Raw genomic sequence first — 15,242 nt, forward strand, 5'->3', positions numbered from 1 at the left:
CCGTTCAAACGATCGTGCCAGCACCGCGCATAGCGCCTGAGTGCCCAGCTTTTTAATGCAGGAATCCATCGTAGCGGCAAGCGGTTGTGGCATCAGTCACCTTGGCTACCCGCCCCACCGTCGAGCACGCCCACCAAAGCGCTGTATGATCGCCGCTGTGGTTGCCAAGACGCCTGCGTTCACGCGGCCACACCGAGGGGAGTCCCGCCCAGGGGCTGAGAGACTGTTACGCCACGCGCAAGATGCCAGGCAGCACAGTGACCCTTAGAGCCTGTTCAAAGTCTCGACGCAGTCGCGCAAGGCACAAAAAAGTGGCAGTACAAGACGCCTGTTGCAGCTCATACGTCTGTATGAGCAAAACGGGCAACGCAGTCATGCGCTTTTTTGTGCCTTGCCCTTCGGGTTGGCGCCCAAAAGGCACGCTGCCTTGTTAAAAATCCTCGCCGGGCAGATAGCCCGACTGCGGTTTTTGCCGCGCATCGTATCCTTTTGGGCGCCAACGCGGTCTGCGTGGAGACTGTGAACAGGCTCTTAGAACCTGATCCGGATCATGCCGGCGAAGGGACGGGATTTTTGCTTGCATGACCGTGCTGTGCGCCGGCCCTCTTGCCAAAGCACTGCGCTCACNCGGGATTTTTGCTTGCATGACCGTGCTGTGCGCCGGCCCTCTTGCCAAAGCACTGCGCTCACAATCGATGTGCACGCCAGCTTGCCCTCACCGCTTCCGCTCAGGTTCGCCCTCTTTCATTGCAAGACACTAGGAGCCAACCATGACCGATGCCGCATCTTCGACTGCCCAGCGCTTTACTGAGCAATTACGCCAAGCCAATCTGACCCAGTGGGAGCAGGCCGTCGGACACCGCTTTGTGCAAGAGCTGTTCACAGGCACGGTGCCTGATGCAGTGATGAAGCAGTACCTGATTCAGGACCACCGTTTTCTGGACAGCTTCCTGACCTTGCTGGGCGGTGCAATTGCCACCGCCGACACGTTTGAAGCGCGCCTGCGCTTTGGCCGTTTTGCCGGCATGGTGTCTGGTGATGAAAACACCTATTTTTTGCGCGCCTTTGAAGCCTTGGGCGTGACTGAAGCGCAGCGCCAGCAAACACCGGACGCCACATCCACCAAGGGCTTCTCAGCGATCATGCGCGAAGCCGCTGCCAGCCGCGACTACACGGCGATTCTGGCAGTGCTCAATGTGGCCGAATGGCTCTACCAAGACTGGGCCACGCGTGCACCGGCACAATTGCCAGAGAGCTTTGTCTATACCGAGTGGGTGACGTTGCACGACAACCCGTTCTTCAATGAATTCGTGGCATTCCTGCGCAGCGAACTCGACCGTGTGGGTCCTGGCAATGCAGCGCTGGCGCATGATTTTTTCCAACGTGCGATTGGTCTTGAGCTGGCGTTTTTCGACCAAGCCTACCAAGTAGCAGCTTAAAGAAAAGGTACCTTTTATGGCCGATACCACCCCATTTTTTGACCGCCTCAAAGCCGCTGCCCAGACCGAATGGCAAAGCTATGTGGACCACGACTTTATCCGCCAAATGGAGGCAGGCACGCTGCCCCAGGCGGTGTTTCGCCAGTACCTGGAGCAGGATTATTTATTCCTGATTCAATATGCACGCGCCTATGCGCTGGCAATTTATAAAAGCCCGCAGCTCTCAGACATGCATACCATCCAAGCGGGGTTGAACACCATCTTGGGCGAGATGCATTTGCATGTGCGGCTGTGCCAGCGTTGGGGCCTGAGCCAAGCCGATTTAGAGGCTGCGCCCGAGCACTCGGCAACAATTGCCTATACCCGCTATGTGCTGGACTGCGGCCAGCGCGGCGATCTGCTCGATTTGCTGATTGCGCTCTCGCCCTGCTTGATGGGCTACGCCGAAATTGGCTTGCGCTTGGCTCCAGCTGTAGCCGCCAACCCTGATCACCCGTACCGCGAATGGATCAGCGAATACGCCAGCGCCGGGTTTCAAGAAGCCGCGCGCCATTCGGCCTTGCACCTGCACCAGTTGGCCGAACGGGTGATGGCACCTGCGCGCTGGGCCGACGCCGTGGCGATTTTCGCCAAGGCCTCCAGACTAGAGGCCGATTTTTGGCAAATGGGCCTGGATTTAGGCCAAACGAGAGTCTAAACGCAGGCCTTGAATCGGCGACTCAATCCCATGCGCCAGGCAGATCGGGCACCTCATTGCCCAAACCTGCCGGCGCATCGGCTGCACGCGGGAAATGCAGGCGCAGCAAAGCGCTGACTTCGGCAATGGCCAGTTGCAAGCCCAGGGCCACCTGGCCTGTTTGCAGCAACTGGCCTAGTTTGTCGGCAATCGCCGCCCAATCGGCCTCGTGCGTGCAAGCCAGCACGCCGCGGTCCGCAACGATTTCAATGGCGTGTTCAGCTTCCAACAGGTAAATCAGCACGCCGTTGTTGAACTCGGTGTCCCACACGCCCAATTTACCAAACAACACGACGGCGCGCTCACGTGCGGTTTGGTCAGCGAGCACGTAATGGCCAGGCAGCTCACGCTCGACGTAGACGGCAATTTGGCCTTGGTGCTGCGCTTCGCTGGCAATAATTTGTGCCGCCAGCTCCTGTTGCATCGCGGCCTGCATCAGGCGCGGCTGAGTCAGTGCGTACCAGCGCTGGCCGATACGGCGCTGCCAGCGCTGCAGCCAGGTGCGTTGTGCCCGGCCCTGGGATGCTTGCTTGTGACTTGGCTCTACCATTTGCCCGATGCGCCCCCACCGCCAAAGCTGCCGCCACCACCAGAGCGAAAGCCGCCGCCAGAGGAGCGGCCCGAAGAGCTGCCCGAGCTCCAGCCCCCTGACCTGCCCGAGCGGCCCGAGCCGCCCGAGCTGATTCCGCCGCCGCCTGATGCGCATAGCGCAATAAAGGCAGCCACCGCAGCAAACACCAGCGCTTGCAGCCAAGACCCCGTGGTGAAAAACGTGCCCACGCCCACACCGCTGCCAATCAGCAGCATCGTCAAAGGCCGCCCAATGGCCCGTGCCAACAAAGAGCACACCACCGGCACGGCAAAAAACAGGATCGGGAACAAATTGTCGAGCGTGCTGGACCAGCCACTATTGTCAGGCGTGGCAGGCGCCACTGGCGCGGGTGCAGGCAGGCTTTCATCGCCAGCGAGCCGCGCTTCAATCGCAGTCAGCCCGGCTTCAATCGCCGCAGCAAAATCGCCACTGCGCAGCTGCGGCACGACGATGTTTTGAATGATGCGGCCAGCCACAATATCGGGAATCGTGCCTTCCAGGCCACGCGCAACCTCCAAACGCAGGCTGCGGTCGTTTTTGGCGATGATGAAAAGCAAGCCATCACCAGCGTCTTTGCGGCCAATTTTCCAGCTGCTGGCAACGCGGTTGGCATAGGCCGCGATGTCTTCAGGCGCCGTGCTATTGACCATCAGCACCACCACCTGCGAGCCATACTGGCGCTCAATCGCTTCGAGCTTGGCGGTAATTTGCTGGCGCTGCGCAGGCGACAGCGTGCCGGTCTGGTCCATCAGCTGGGCAGTCAAAGCCGGCACCGGAGGCAGGCCTTTTTGTGCCCAGCCCAAACTGCCAAGCACAACCAGCAAGAGGCCCAGGCAGAGGCTACGCCAACTGGCCCAGCTCTGGCCTGTCAGCGCCAGAGCTGGCCGCTGGCCACGCAAGTTCAACGCCATCACAGCCCCTCTCAATCAGCGGTTGGCTGGACGACCTTCGGTCGCGGTATTGGCCGGCATGCCAATGCGCGGGGCGGTGGAGATTTCCGCCTCATTGGCCACAGTGAAGGCCGGCTTTTCTTGGTAGCCCATGACCATGCCAGTCAGGTTCGTGGGGAAGCTGCGGCGCAGCACGTTGTATTCCTGCACGGTTTGGATGTACTGGTTGCGCGCAACCGTGATGCGGTTTTCCGTGCCTTCCAGGCTCACGGCCAAGTCTCTGAAAGCCTGGTTGGCCTGCAATTGCGGATAGGCTTCAGCCACTGCCATCAGGCGCGACAAGGCACCGCCCAGTTGGCTTTGGGCCTGCTGGTAAGCGGCCAAGGCCTCGGGATTGTTCAAGGTCTCAGGCGTGACCTGGATCGAGGTGGCCTTGGCTCTGGCCTCGATCACGTCCGTGAGGGTATTGCGCTCAAAATTGGCTTGCCGCTCAACCACCGCCTCCAGGTTGGGGATCAAGTCGGCGCGGCGCTGGTATTGGTTGACGACCTCGCTCCAGGCAGCCTTGGATTTTTCATCCAGGCGCTGGTAGTCGTTATAACCACAGCCGCTGAGCGCCAGCGCCAAACCCAGCGCCACCAACCATCCAAAACGTCGCATGTATTTCTCCTGTTTGCCCACATCAATGGAGCAAATCCTACCGCAAGCAGCGGTTGCTGCTGTGAATTATTGACGCTCCAGCACCAGCAATGGGTCGATGCGCACATCAAACCAGTTCATGCCCCAGTGCAGATGCGGCCCTGTCACTCGCCCAGTGGCGCCGACGGCAGCAATCTCCTGGCCCTGTTCAACCCGGTCGCCGACTTTGACATCAATGCGCGAGAGGTGCAGAAAATTCGAGCTGATGCCAAAACCGTGGTCAAGCAGCAAGGTACCACCTGTCAAGTACAGGTTCGGGTTCGCAAAGGTGACGATGCCAGCCGCTGGCGCCTTCACGGCCGTACCGGTAGGCGCGGCAATGTCCATGCCCGAGTGACCAGCCGGGCTGGGCTGGCCGTTATAGACACGTGCATTGCCAAAACGGCCACTGATGCGGCCCTGCACCGGCCAGATGAATTTTTGCGCAAAATCGGCGCGGTCATCATCGCGGCTGCGCGCAGCCGTCACCTGCGCTTGCTCACGCTTGATGCGCTCGGCAATCTCGCCTTTAGGGCTGGCGGTTTGCGGCGGCACGCCATTGACACGCTCGACCGGCCAGTCACGCGCCGTCACCTGCACTTGGGCCGTGTGCTGAACACCATCGGGCGTACGAATCTGCACCACCGCGGGGCCGGCCTCATTGCGCCCCACGCCAAACACCACCGTGCCATAGCCGGTCGTGCGCAACGTGCGGTCGCCATAACGCACCTGGCTGCCTGGTGGCACCCGGCCAATCACCATCGAGCCTTGTTGCACGCTGGACGGAAACACGATTGGCGCCTGGGCAACACTGGCTTGCGCTTGCGCCCGGCTTGGTAGGGTGAGAAACACCGCCGCGACGGCCACACTCAGCCCTAAACCCAGACCGGCCAATAAATGGCATGCAGCAGGCATGCCATTTGCTTGCCCCTGGGCAGCAACTTTACATTGCTTCTGCGCGCCAACAGGAATGATTTTGCGTATCATTTATTTACATTCATTCAAAATCCAACCACCAGGAGTCTTTGCCTCATGTTTATCAGTGCAGACCAGCAGATGCGGCCCTTTGCTTGCCGCACGCACCGTTTGGGCAACGACTCCGCTTGGTCTGCGAGTGTATTGCATCAGACCAAGGCCCTTGTAGCCGATAGGGCGACTAGCAAGGCCGCTGCCTCTTTGGACTGCTGCTTATTGGCAGTGGCGGCAGTGACCATGTTCAATGCCCCCGCCTATGCACAGTCCGAAGCCAGCGAGGCGGCCCGGACTTTTCCGAACAAGACCATCACCTTGCTGGTCAATGGCGGGCCAGGTTCATTGCCTGATATTTTTGCGCGCCCTTTGGCTGACAACCTGCGCCAAAGCCTGGGCCAAACGGTGGTCGTCGACAACCGCCCCGGTGCAGGCGGCATGGTGGCGATGCAACAGCTCAAAGACGCCAAGGCCGACGGCCATACGTTGGCCATCATCACCAATGCCCATGCGGTCTGGAATCCTTATGTCTTCCCGCACCTGACATACAGTCCCAGCGCGGACCTGAAGCCCGTCAGCCCGATTGCTATTTTGCCAATGGCGCTGGTGGTCAACCCGCAGCTAGGCGTTCACAGCGTGCCAGAGCTGGTGGCCAAGGCCAAGGCTGAGCCTGGCAAGCTCAACTACGCCAGCTCAGGCAATGGCAGCCCACCCCATGTGCTGTTCGAAGTCTGGCGCAACCAAGCCGGTTTAGAGGTCGAGCACATTCCCTTTAAAACCGGCCCTGATGCGCTGACCTCGACGGTCGCAGGCGACACGCAGGTCTATTTTGCAGGCACAGCCTTGGTCGAGGCGATGGTGCGCGACAACAAGCTCAAAGTGCTGGCCGTTAGCCCCTGCGTCAATAGCAGTACTTTCGCTGCGGCACCGACCATGGAGCAAGCTGGCTTTCCTGGTTATGAGAGTGCCGTGTGGTTGGGGGTGGTAGCGCCGGCCGACACCTCCGATGTGGTGGTCAATACGCTCAACACCGCAATTGCCAAGGCGCTGGCCAATCCGCGCTTTGCATCGATCATGCAAGCCAATGGCTCAATTCCTTTGCATGAAAGCGCCAGCGACTTTGCCCATCGCATCGACCACGAACGCCAGACTTGGGGACCTCAGATTGAGCGCATCGGCATTCGCCCCAATTAATTTTTTTACCAGTTCACGCTAAGATGGGACTCGTGGATGCGCTGGTGATGCGCCGGGGCTTTGCCTAGCCGACCAATGTCACACTACCGTCACAAACTCATGCTTTGATGCTGGCCTGCGTGATTGAGCCGCGTGCCCCAAAGCCCGCCGCGCTTCCTCTACCATCACCATCTCAAAGAACCTCGGATTCGTGCTTCTACAATAGCGGGCATTCCCGAAAGCGCACATGCCCTTCTTATTCATTGAAGTTCCCTCTCGCAGCACCGATGCCAACGGTCCGCTGGCGTTTGCCCAAAGCGTCGACGGCCAAACCCTCAGCCATGGCGGCAGCAGCAGCGCCGCCTTGCTTCCCAAACCTGGCAAAGGCACGGTCGTCACCTTGGTATTGCCCGTGCAAGAGGTCTCTTGGCACCGGGTGGTACTGCCGGCGATGTCGCTCAAAGACCGGCCACGCGTGCGCGCCGTGTTGCAGGGCTTGCTTGAAGACCAGTTGCTAGAAGACCCTGGCAATCTGCATTTGGCGCTCGCGCCTGACGCCGTGGCAGGCCAGGCATGCTGGGTTGCGGCCTGCCGCACCAGCTATTTACAGCACTGGCTGCAGGTCTTGGCCAACCAGGGTTTGGTGGTGCAGCGCATCACACCCGCGTTTTGCCCCAGCAGTGCTGATGCCCCCACCAGCTGGTTTGCGATTGGCTCCGAAGAAGCGCCCTGGCTGGTCATCACCGGCGCCAGTGTGCAAGACTCACTCAACCCGGTTTTGGCACTGCCATTGAGCGCCAACCTGCAGTCCCTGGATGCCGTGGCCTATGCCGCGCCAGATACACCCTTGCTGGCCGAGCCCGCGGTCTACCAGCTGGCCCAGCAACGCCTGGGCCGCTCGGCCGAACTCACACAAACCAGCCAGCGCCTGCTGCTGGCTGGCCAAAGTGAATGGAACCTGGCGCAATTCCAATTTGCCAATACCAACCGCGACAAACTCGCCCAGGGCGCCAGCGCCAGCGTGCAAGCCTTGCTGCGCGCGCCGCAGTGGCGCTGGCTGCGCTGGGGCTTGGCCGCATTCGTCGCGCTCAATATCATTGGTTTGAATGCCTGGGCCTGGCAAGCCAAACAAGCGCTGGCTGCGCAGCGCGCGCAGATCAATACCTTGTTCACCACCACGTTTCCGCAAGTGCCTGTCGTAGTCGATGCGCCACTGCAAATGCGCCAGCAACTACAACGCCTGCAGCAAGCCAGCGGCAGCCTGACCCCGGCCTCATTCGATGTGCTGGCAGCGCAGGTGGGCAGCCGGCTGCCGACGGCGGTGCAACCCACCGAAATCCGCTATGACGATGCCCGCCTGAGCCTGCTGGGCCTGGCGCCCGACCAAGCCGCAGTGACCGAGTGGCAAGGCACGCTGCAATCGCAGGGCATTCTCTCGCATTGGGAAGACGGCGCGCTCATTCTTGAGTCGGCCAATCCCCAGCTCATCCCCTAAGGCAGGCGCAGTACAGGCCCTCTTCTTTTTCAGCATGAACGCACGACATTCTCCTCCTTCTTCTTGGCGCGCCGCGCAAGCGCAGCTCAGTGCCAAGTGGCAGAGCCTGCAAAAACGCGAACGCACGCTGGTCGCAATCGCAACCAGCGTGGTACTGCTGGCTGTGGTCTGGCTGGTGGCGATTGCGCCGGCTTGGCGCGTCTATACCAGCTATGCCAGCAGCAGCCAGGCGCTGGAGCGCCAGGTGCAACAAATGCAGGCGATGCGCCAATACGCGCTGCAAATGCAAGCCGAGCTGGCCAGCAGCACGGCGGGCGGCGCGGCCTCGCCCACGGCCATGGCCAAAGCGATTGAGACCAGTGCGCAGCGTTTGCTCGACACCAAAACCCCGATTCCCCTGGTCGGCGACCGCGTGACGGTGCGCTTTCAAAACGTCGCTGCACCGCAGTTATTGCAATGGTTGCAGCAAGTGCGTGAAAGTACCAGAGCCCAAGCCGCGCAAGTACAGCTCAGCCGCGCAGCCAATGGTGGCACGCCAGCAGCAGGCGCGGCCAACACCGCCTTGTGGAGCGGCCAGGTGGTGCTGGCTTTGCCAATCGATGCCGCCCGTTAAGCCCATGCGGATCAGCCAATTCCAGCCTCTTTGCTGCAGCCACAGACGCTGCATGCTAGCGCTATGAAGATTTATCTTGGACGACGTGGCAGCGACCAGCCCGCCACCCAACGCCGCCAGCGCACGCCACAGCCACGCATGGGCCGCTGGGCTGTGCTGGGGGCGGTGATCGGCCTGTTGGTTGCAACGCTGTGGTTTGCGCCAGCGCGCTGGCTGGTCTCAGGCATTGCCTGGGCCAGCCAAGGCCAAGTGCAGCTGCTGTCTGCCCAAGGCTCGGTCTGGAGTGGCTCCGCCCTGGTCAGCTTGACCGGCGGGCGCAATAGCCGCGACCAAATGGCCCTGCCTGGGCGCATGCAATGGCGTATTCGCCCGGCTTGGCTGGGCGCGAATGTGGACATCTTGCCCGATTGCTGTGCCAGCCAGCCAGCTCAAGTGCAGCTGCGGCTGGGCTGGCAGCGCGTTGACGTAGCTGTCAACCAGCACCAAAGCCAATGGCCGGCGAGCTTGCTGCAGGGCCTGGGTGCGCCTTGGAATACACTGCAGCTCGATGGGCAACTGTCATTGAAATTCGACCATTACCGCCTGCAGTGGGTGCAAGGACGCACCACAATGCAAGGCTCGATTGAGGCGGCCTTGCGCAACACCAGCTCGCGCTTGACCACAATTCGCCCAATGGGAAGCTATCGACTTATCATGCAGGGCGGTGACAGGGTAGAGCTTGAATTGAAAACGGAGCAAGGCCCCCTGCTTTTGACCGGCCAAGGCCAGTGGCAAGGCCAGCATTTGCGCTTTCATGGCGAAGCTACTGCAGCGCCGGAACATTTACCCGCTTTATCGAACTTACTCAGTCTGCTGGGTCGCCGGCAGGGTGATCGCGCTATCTTGAGTCTATAACCTGGTGACTCCCTAGTCACTGCTGATTGCTTGCATGTTTTTTCCAGATTCGAACTCATCCATGCCAATGTCTGTCCCGCTCCCACGCCAGCGTCGCTCAAGGGCCGCTGGCCCAGCCACTGCAGCATGGCGGCCCATGCTGGCCAATACCGCACTGGCAGCGCTGTTGCTGGTGCAGGCCAGCAGTGGTGCAGCGATCGCACAACCTGCGCAGAACAGCGCCCCTAACCCTTCCAGTGTGCAGCGCGGTGAGCCCATTACACTGAACTTCGAGAATGCCGAAATCGAAGCCGTGGCCCGCACTATGGCCACCATCACCGGGCGCAACGTAGTGGTGGATCCGCGTGTGCGCGGCACGATCAACCTGGTCACAGAAGGTCCGGTCTCGCCCCAAAGCGCGTTTGACCAATTCCTCGTCGCGTTGCGCCTGCAAGGCTTTACGATGGTCGAGGCTGCAGGCCTGTACAAAGTCCTGCCCGAGGCCGATGCCAAGCTGCAAAGCGGCAGTGTGTATGTGTCTGAAGGCGCCTTCCCCAAAAGAGCGCCGCAAGGCGGGCAGATTGTCACGCAGATTTTTCGCCTCAACTACGAAAACGCGTCCAACCTGATTCCCACATTGCGCCCACTGATTAGTCCCAATAACACCATCAACGTCAACCCAGCGACGAACTCGCTGGTCATCACCGACTACGCCGACAACCTCGCGCGCATGGCCAAGATCATTGCGGCACTGGACGTCTCAGAGGCCAGCGACATCGAGATCATTCCGCTGCATTACGCGATTGCCAGCGAAATCGTGCCCTTGCTCACTCGCTTGGTGGGCGGTGACAACTCGGCCGTTGGTGCTGCCGCTCCTGGCGGCAATGCTGGACAAGCGGCTAGCGGCCAAAGCTTTCGCACGACAATCCTGGCCGATGTACGTAGCAATGCCGTCATAGTGCGCGCGGCCAACCCGGCCAGAGTGTCGCAAATTCGCAGCCTGGTCAGCCAACTCGACCGCGCCCCTGCGCCTGGCAGCTCGTCCGAGTTTGGCAATATGCATGTGGTGTTCTTAAAGAACGCCAATGCCACGCAACTGGCGCAGACATTGCGCGCGGCGATTGCAGCAGGCAATATTGGCAGCGGTGCTGCTGGCGCGGGTGCCGGCGGCATAGGCACTGGCAGCACGGGCATCAGCACGAGTACCAGCAGCTTCGGCAATGACAGCAGCAGCACAGGTAACAGCAGTGGCCTGAGTTCTTCTGGCAGCAATTTTGGTGAATCCAGCGGCGACCTGGGCCAAGTCCAAGCACCATCGACTGGCGGCATTATCCAAGCAGACCCATCAACCAACTCCTTGATCATCACTGCACCGGATGCTTTGTACCGGCAATTGCGCCCGGTCATCGACAAGCTCGACAGCCGCCGTGCTCAAGTGCTGATTGAAAGCATGGTGGTAGAGGTGCGCGCCGATAAGGCCGCCGAGTTCGGCATTCAATGGCAAGCAGGCTTTGGCAATAGCGGCAGCTCCAATGTCGGGGCGATTGGCACCAATTACTCAGGCACAGGCAACATTATTGACCTGGCAATCTCAGCGGCAGCATTGGCCAGTGGCAAGCCCTTGCCTCCTGGCGTCAGCGCTCCTAGCTCCAGCTCGATTGGCAACGGCATCAATTTTGGCGCCGCTCACAATTACGGCGGCACCTTTGTGCTGGGATTTTTAGCGCGCTTCTTAGAAGGCACTGGTGATGCCAACGTCTTGTCCACACCCAATATTTTGACGCTGGACAATGAAGAGGCGCGGATCTTAATTGGCTCCAACGTGCCATTTCCAACCGGCCAGTACACCGGCAATAACTCCTTGAATGGCAGCGTCAACCCATTCACGACCATCGAGCGTCAGGATGTCGGTATATCTTTGCGTGTGAAGCCACAAATCAATGAGCACGGCTCGGTCAAGCTGGCCGTAGTGCAAGAGGTATCGGATGTGGTTGCTGGCACGCTCAATAGTACCAATGGCCCAACGACCTCCAAACGCCTGATTGAGACCAATGTACTGGTCGATGACGGGGGCATCATTGTGCTGGGCGGCTTGCTGGAAGACCGCTACGCACAAAACCAGGAAAAAGTGCCACTGTTAGGCGATATTCCGCTGCTGGGCAACGCGTTTCGCAGCGAAAGTCGCTCGCGTGAAAAGGTCAATTTGATGGTGTTTCTACGCCCGACCGTGGTCTACGACGCCGCTGGCACCGACGCCTTGGCGATGGAGCGCTACAACATGATGCGTCAAGACCAGGGCACTGTGCAGCCAGGCCGCCACTTGCTGCTTGACAGTGTACCTAGCGCGCCACAATTGCCCGAACTCTCGCGTGCAGCACTGTCTGACAAAGAACGCCAAGCCAACAGCAAACGCCGCCGCCCGCCACTGGCCGAGCTCTCGCGCTACCCTCAAGAAGAACGCACTAGATGGGGCAATAGCGGTGTCGATGCCAGCGATTTGCGCACCGGCGAGTCCTCCGGCTGGGTAGAGAACTGATGGCATCTGTGCATTACCCTCTGCCTTATGCGTTCTCGCGCACCGCCCAGTTGCTGCTTGAGGACGATGGCGCCAAGCTGACCCTCTGGCATGGCCCTGTGCCCAATGCCAGCGCATTGAGCGAGGTACTGCGCAACTTCGAGGTGCAGGAGACCCAGATACTGGATGCGCCCTCCTTGGCGCAGCGCATCAGCACTGCGTATTCAGGCGGTGATTCCAGCGCCGCGCTGGTGGTCAGCGAGGTCGAGGGCGTCGCTGATCTGACGCGCATGATGCAAGAGCTGCCTGCCGTGGAAGACTTACTGGAATCGGCCGATGATGCGCCCATCATCCGCATGCTGAACGCCTTGCTGACCCAAGCGGCCAGAGATGGTGCCAGCGATATCCATATTGAGCCGTACGAGCGCCACTCCAGCGTGCGTCTGCGGGTGGATGGCAGCTTGCGCGAGATTGTGCAGCCCAACCGGGCTTTGCACAGCGCCTTGATTTCGCGCCTGAAAATCATGGCTGATTTGGACATTGCCGAAAAACGCCTGCCACAAGATGGCCGCATTGCGCTGCGTTTGGGCACGCGGGCAATCGATGTGCGTGTCTCTACCCTGCCCAGTGCACATGGCGAGCGTGCCGTATTGCGTTTGCTGGATAAAAGCGAAGGGCGGCTGAGCCTTGAAGCTGTTGGCATGCAAGGTGCGACCTTGCAGCGCTTTGACAAGCTGATTCACCAGCCCCACGGCATCTTGCTGGTCACAGGGCCTACCGGTTCTGGCAAGACCACCACCTTGTATGCGGCGCTGCACCGTCTGGATGCACGCCAGCAAAACATCATGACGGTGGAGGACCCGATCGAATACGAGCTCTCAGGCGTGGGCCAAACCCAGGTCAACAGCAAGATCGATTTGAGCTTTGCCACTGCTTTACGGGCCATTTTGCGCCAAGACCCCGATGTCATCATGATTGGTGAGATTCGCGACTTTGAAACCGCCCAAATCGCCATTCAAGCCTCGCTCACCGGCCACTTGGTATTAGCCACGCTGCACACCAATGACGCCTCCAGCGCCGTCACGCGTTTGGTTGACATGGGAGTGGAGCCATTCTTGCTGTCCTCGTCCTTGCTCGGCGTGCTGGCCCAGCGCTTGGTGCGCAAATACTGCAAGCACTGTGGTGGCCAGGGGTGCGAGAGCTGCAACCAGAATGGCTACCAAGGCCGTACCGGCGTGTTTGAAATGCTGGTGGTCGACGATGCGATTCGTGAAGACATCCACAGTGGCGCGCCGGAGTCGGTGATTCGAGAACATGCGCTGGCCGGGGGCATGCATTTGATGCGCGAAGACGGCGAGCGTTTGGTTGAGGCCAAGATCACCAGCCTCGAAGAGATTGTGCGCGTCACCCGCGATTAGCCTGGCGCATACCAGGCTTGCGTCTTGATTAATCGACGTGGTGCCACCCAACAGCCAAGCCCCCAAACAACAACACCGACGCATGCGTCGGTGTTGTTGTTAACAAGCCAAAGGCTTATTTCTCAGCTTACTTCTCAGGGCGAATCAACACGTATTGTGCAAAGTCGTCACGGTGAACCAAGACGCTGACTGGGCGTTTGGCATTGGACTTGGCCATTGCATCGTTGAAAGCCTTGACGTCCAAGACTTCGCGCTGGCCCACCGCCAAGATCACGTCACCGGCTCGAATACCCGCCTGTGCGGCAGCGCCTTCAACGCTCACCACACGCACACCGCCTCGCACGCCCAAGCTTTTGGCGTCAGCCTCTGACACAGCTTGCACGGCTAAACCGAATTCATTGGCCTTGGCTTGCTCCTGTGCAGCGCCTCCTTCAGCACCACCTTTGGCATCAGCAGCTTGCGTGCCATCGTCTGGAATCTCTTCGACCACAATGGGCACATCGATGCTCTTGCCATGGCGGAACACTTGCAAAGTGCCTTTGCTGCCTGGCGTGGTACTGCCCACCAAACGGGGCAAATCAGAGACGCTCTCCAGCACCTTGCCATTAAAGCCTGTGATGATGTCTCCCGCTTGAATACCAGCCTTGGCTGCAGGCGAATCTCGCTCCACAGACGAGACCAAGGCACCGTTGTTGCGGCGCTCTAAGCCCAGCGACTCGGCCACATCAGGGTTAACGGGACCGATGCGCACACCAATGCGGCCACGCACAACGCGGCCCTTGTCTTTGAGTTGGTCGCTGACCTTGATGGCCTCATCAATCGGAATGGCGAAGGAAATGCCCATGAAGCCGCCAGAGCGTGAATAGATCTGGCTGTTGATCCCCACGACTTCACCATTCATGTTCAACAGCGGGCCACCGGAGTTGCCAGGGTTGACGGCGACATCGGTTTGAATGAAAGGCAAATAGCTGCCGGTATCGCGCTGCTTGGCGCTGACAATACCCGCTGTGACCGTATTTTCCAGACCAAACGGCGAGCCAATGGCCATCACCCAACCACCGACCTTGAGTTGGTCGACGTTGCCAATTTTGACAGGCGACAAATCATCTGCCTCAATCTTGATCAAGGCCACATCGGTGCGCTCATCCGAGCCAATCACTTTGGCATTGAATTCCCTGCGATCCGTCAAAGTCACGATCACATCTTCAGCGCCAGCGACCACGTGGTGGTTCGTCAAAATATAGCCGTCTTTACTCAGAATAAAGCCCGAGCCAACACCGCTGGGAACGGTGCGTGACTGAGGCTCCGCTGGCGCATTGCCAGGCCCCTGATGCTGACGCGGAACTCCTGGTACAGGCAGACCAAACTGACGGAAAAACTCCATCATCTCTTCATCCATTGCGCCACCACGATTGCGCCCCCCACGCTGGGTCACACGCTCGGTGGTTCGGATATTGACCACCGAGGGGCCGACATGCTCGACCAATTCGGTGAAGTCCGGCAAACCTTTGACTATCGGCTGCGCCGCTGGCGTAGCATTGGCCGGGCCAATAGTGGCGGTGGCGATTGCGTTACCGGACTGCGCTTGGCTGTCCGAAGGGGAAAGAGCCACGACACCCACACCTGCCAAAGCCAAAGCCGCAGCACTCGCAGTTAACCATTGACGCGCATGCAATGGAGTCTTGTTCGCCATTGTTAAATCCTTCTTCTTCATCACATCATTCCTAGTTTGAGTCTTACCAATCATGGTCGATCGATGTTTGTTTCTCGCTTTTTTAGCAATTGCTCGTAAGAAGCCGAAAGCACAAATTTGTTCCCTGCATAACACACAACTTGCCAAATATTTTACTC

At 59.6% G+C, this 15,242-nt stretch carries 13 protein-coding genes; 8 read left to right on the forward strand and 5 right to left on the reverse strand.

The annotated features are described in order from the left end of the window. Window positions 1-770 precede the first annotated feature (770 nt). Complete coding sequence (locus E8K88_RS04695) at window positions 771-1,439, forward strand: TenA family protein (RefSeq protein ID WP_136405489.1); 669 nt, start codon at window positions 771-773, stop codon at window positions 1,437-1,439. 16 nt (window positions 1,440-1,455) lie between these two features. Further along, window positions 1,456-2,136, forward strand: a complete 681-nt coding sequence (tenA, locus tag E8K88_RS04700; RefSeq protein WP_136405490.1) for a thiaminase II — start codon at window positions 1,456-1,458, stop codon at window positions 2,134-2,136. Window positions 2,137-2,158: 22 nt separating this feature from the next. On the opposite strand, the gene E8K88_RS04705 is transcribed toward tenA, so the two are convergent. The 4 genes from E8K88_RS04705 to E8K88_RS04720 form a co-directional block, all read right to left on the reverse strand. Beyond that, window positions 2,159-2,725: a TPM domain-containing protein gene (locus E8K88_RS04705; protein ID WP_136405491.1), complete on the reverse strand. Its 567-nt coding sequence runs from the start codon at window positions 2,723-2,725 to the stop codon at window positions 2,159-2,161. Next, window positions 2,719-3,678 carry a TPM domain-containing protein gene (locus E8K88_RS04710; protein ID WP_136405492.1) on the reverse strand — a complete coding sequence of 320 codons (960 nt, stop codon included), beginning with the start codon at window positions 3,676-3,678 and terminating at the stop codon, window positions 2,719-2,721. Before E8K88_RS04710 ends, E8K88_RS04705 begins: the two co-directional genes overlap by 7 nt. Before the next feature lie 15 nt (window positions 3,679-3,693). Next, window positions 3,694-4,317 carry a LemA family protein gene (locus tag E8K88_RS04715; protein WP_136405493.1) on the reverse strand — a complete coding sequence of 208 codons (624 nt, stop codon included), beginning with the start codon at window positions 4,315-4,317 and terminating at the stop codon, window positions 3,694-3,696. Between the two features lie 66 nt (window positions 4,318-4,383). Beyond that, window positions 4,384-5,250 (reverse strand): M23 family metallopeptidase, encoded by an 867-nt coding sequence (locus tag E8K88_RS04720; RefSeq protein ID WP_136405494.1) that lies wholly within the window; start codon window positions 5,248-5,250, stop codon window positions 4,384-4,386. 297 nt (window positions 5,251-5,547) lie between these two features. Here E8K88_RS04720 and E8K88_RS04725 point away from each other — a divergent pair, with 297 nt between their 5' ends. The 6 genes from E8K88_RS04725 (at window position 5,548) to E8K88_RS04750 (ending at window position 13,391) form a co-directional block, all read left to right on the forward strand. After that, the gene (locus E8K88_RS04725; protein ID WP_240754323.1) at window positions 5,548-6,498 is read left to right on the forward strand and encodes a Bug family tripartite tricarboxylate transporter substrate binding protein; all 951 of its coding nucleotides are present in this window, start codon (window positions 5,548-5,550) and stop codon (window positions 6,496-6,498) included. Between the two features lie 226 nt (window positions 6,499-6,724). After that, entirely contained in the window at window positions 6,725-7,972 is a 1,248-nt protein-coding gene (gene gspL, locus E8K88_RS04730; RefSeq protein ID WP_136405495.1) for a type II secretion system protein GspL, read from the forward strand. Window positions 7,973-8,006: 34 nt separating this feature from the next. Next, a complete protein-coding gene (gene gspM, locus E8K88_RS04735; protein ID WP_136405496.1) occupies window positions 8,007-8,585 on the forward strand; it encodes a type II secretion system protein GspM in 579 nt (192 codons plus the stop codon). Window positions 8,586-8,648: 63 nt separating this feature from the next. Further along, window positions 8,649-9,479 carry a type II secretion system protein N gene (gene gspN, locus E8K88_RS04740; protein WP_240754324.1) on the forward strand — a complete coding sequence of 277 codons (831 nt, stop codon included), beginning with the start codon at window positions 8,649-8,651 and terminating at the stop codon, window positions 9,477-9,479. Window positions 9,480-9,615: 136 nt separating this feature from the next. Further along, the gene (gene gspD, locus E8K88_RS04745) at window positions 9,616-11,994 is read left to right on the forward strand and encodes a type II secretion system secretin GspD (RefSeq protein WP_136405497.1); all 2,379 of its coding nucleotides are present in this window, start codon (window positions 9,616-9,618) and stop codon (window positions 11,992-11,994) included. Between the two features lie 8 nt (window positions 11,995-12,002). Further along, window positions 12,003-13,391: a GspE/PulE family protein gene (locus tag E8K88_RS04750; protein WP_136405542.1), complete on the forward strand. Its 1,389-nt coding sequence runs from the start codon at window positions 12,003-12,005 to the stop codon at window positions 13,389-13,391. A gap of 127 nt (window positions 13,392-13,518) precedes the next feature. Here E8K88_RS04750 and E8K88_RS04755 read toward each other — a convergent pair whose 3' ends face one another. After that, window positions 13,519-15,084, reverse strand: a complete 1,566-nt coding sequence (locus E8K88_RS04755) for a DegQ family serine endoprotease (protein ID WP_240754325.1) — start codon at window positions 15,082-15,084, stop codon at window positions 13,519-13,521. Window positions 15,085-15,242 lie beyond the last annotated feature (158 nt).

The organism is Lampropedia aestuarii (assembly GCF_004803635.1).
Lineage (GTDB): Bacteria > Pseudomonadota > Gammaproteobacteria > Burkholderiales > Burkholderiaceae_C > Lampropedia > Lampropedia aestuarii.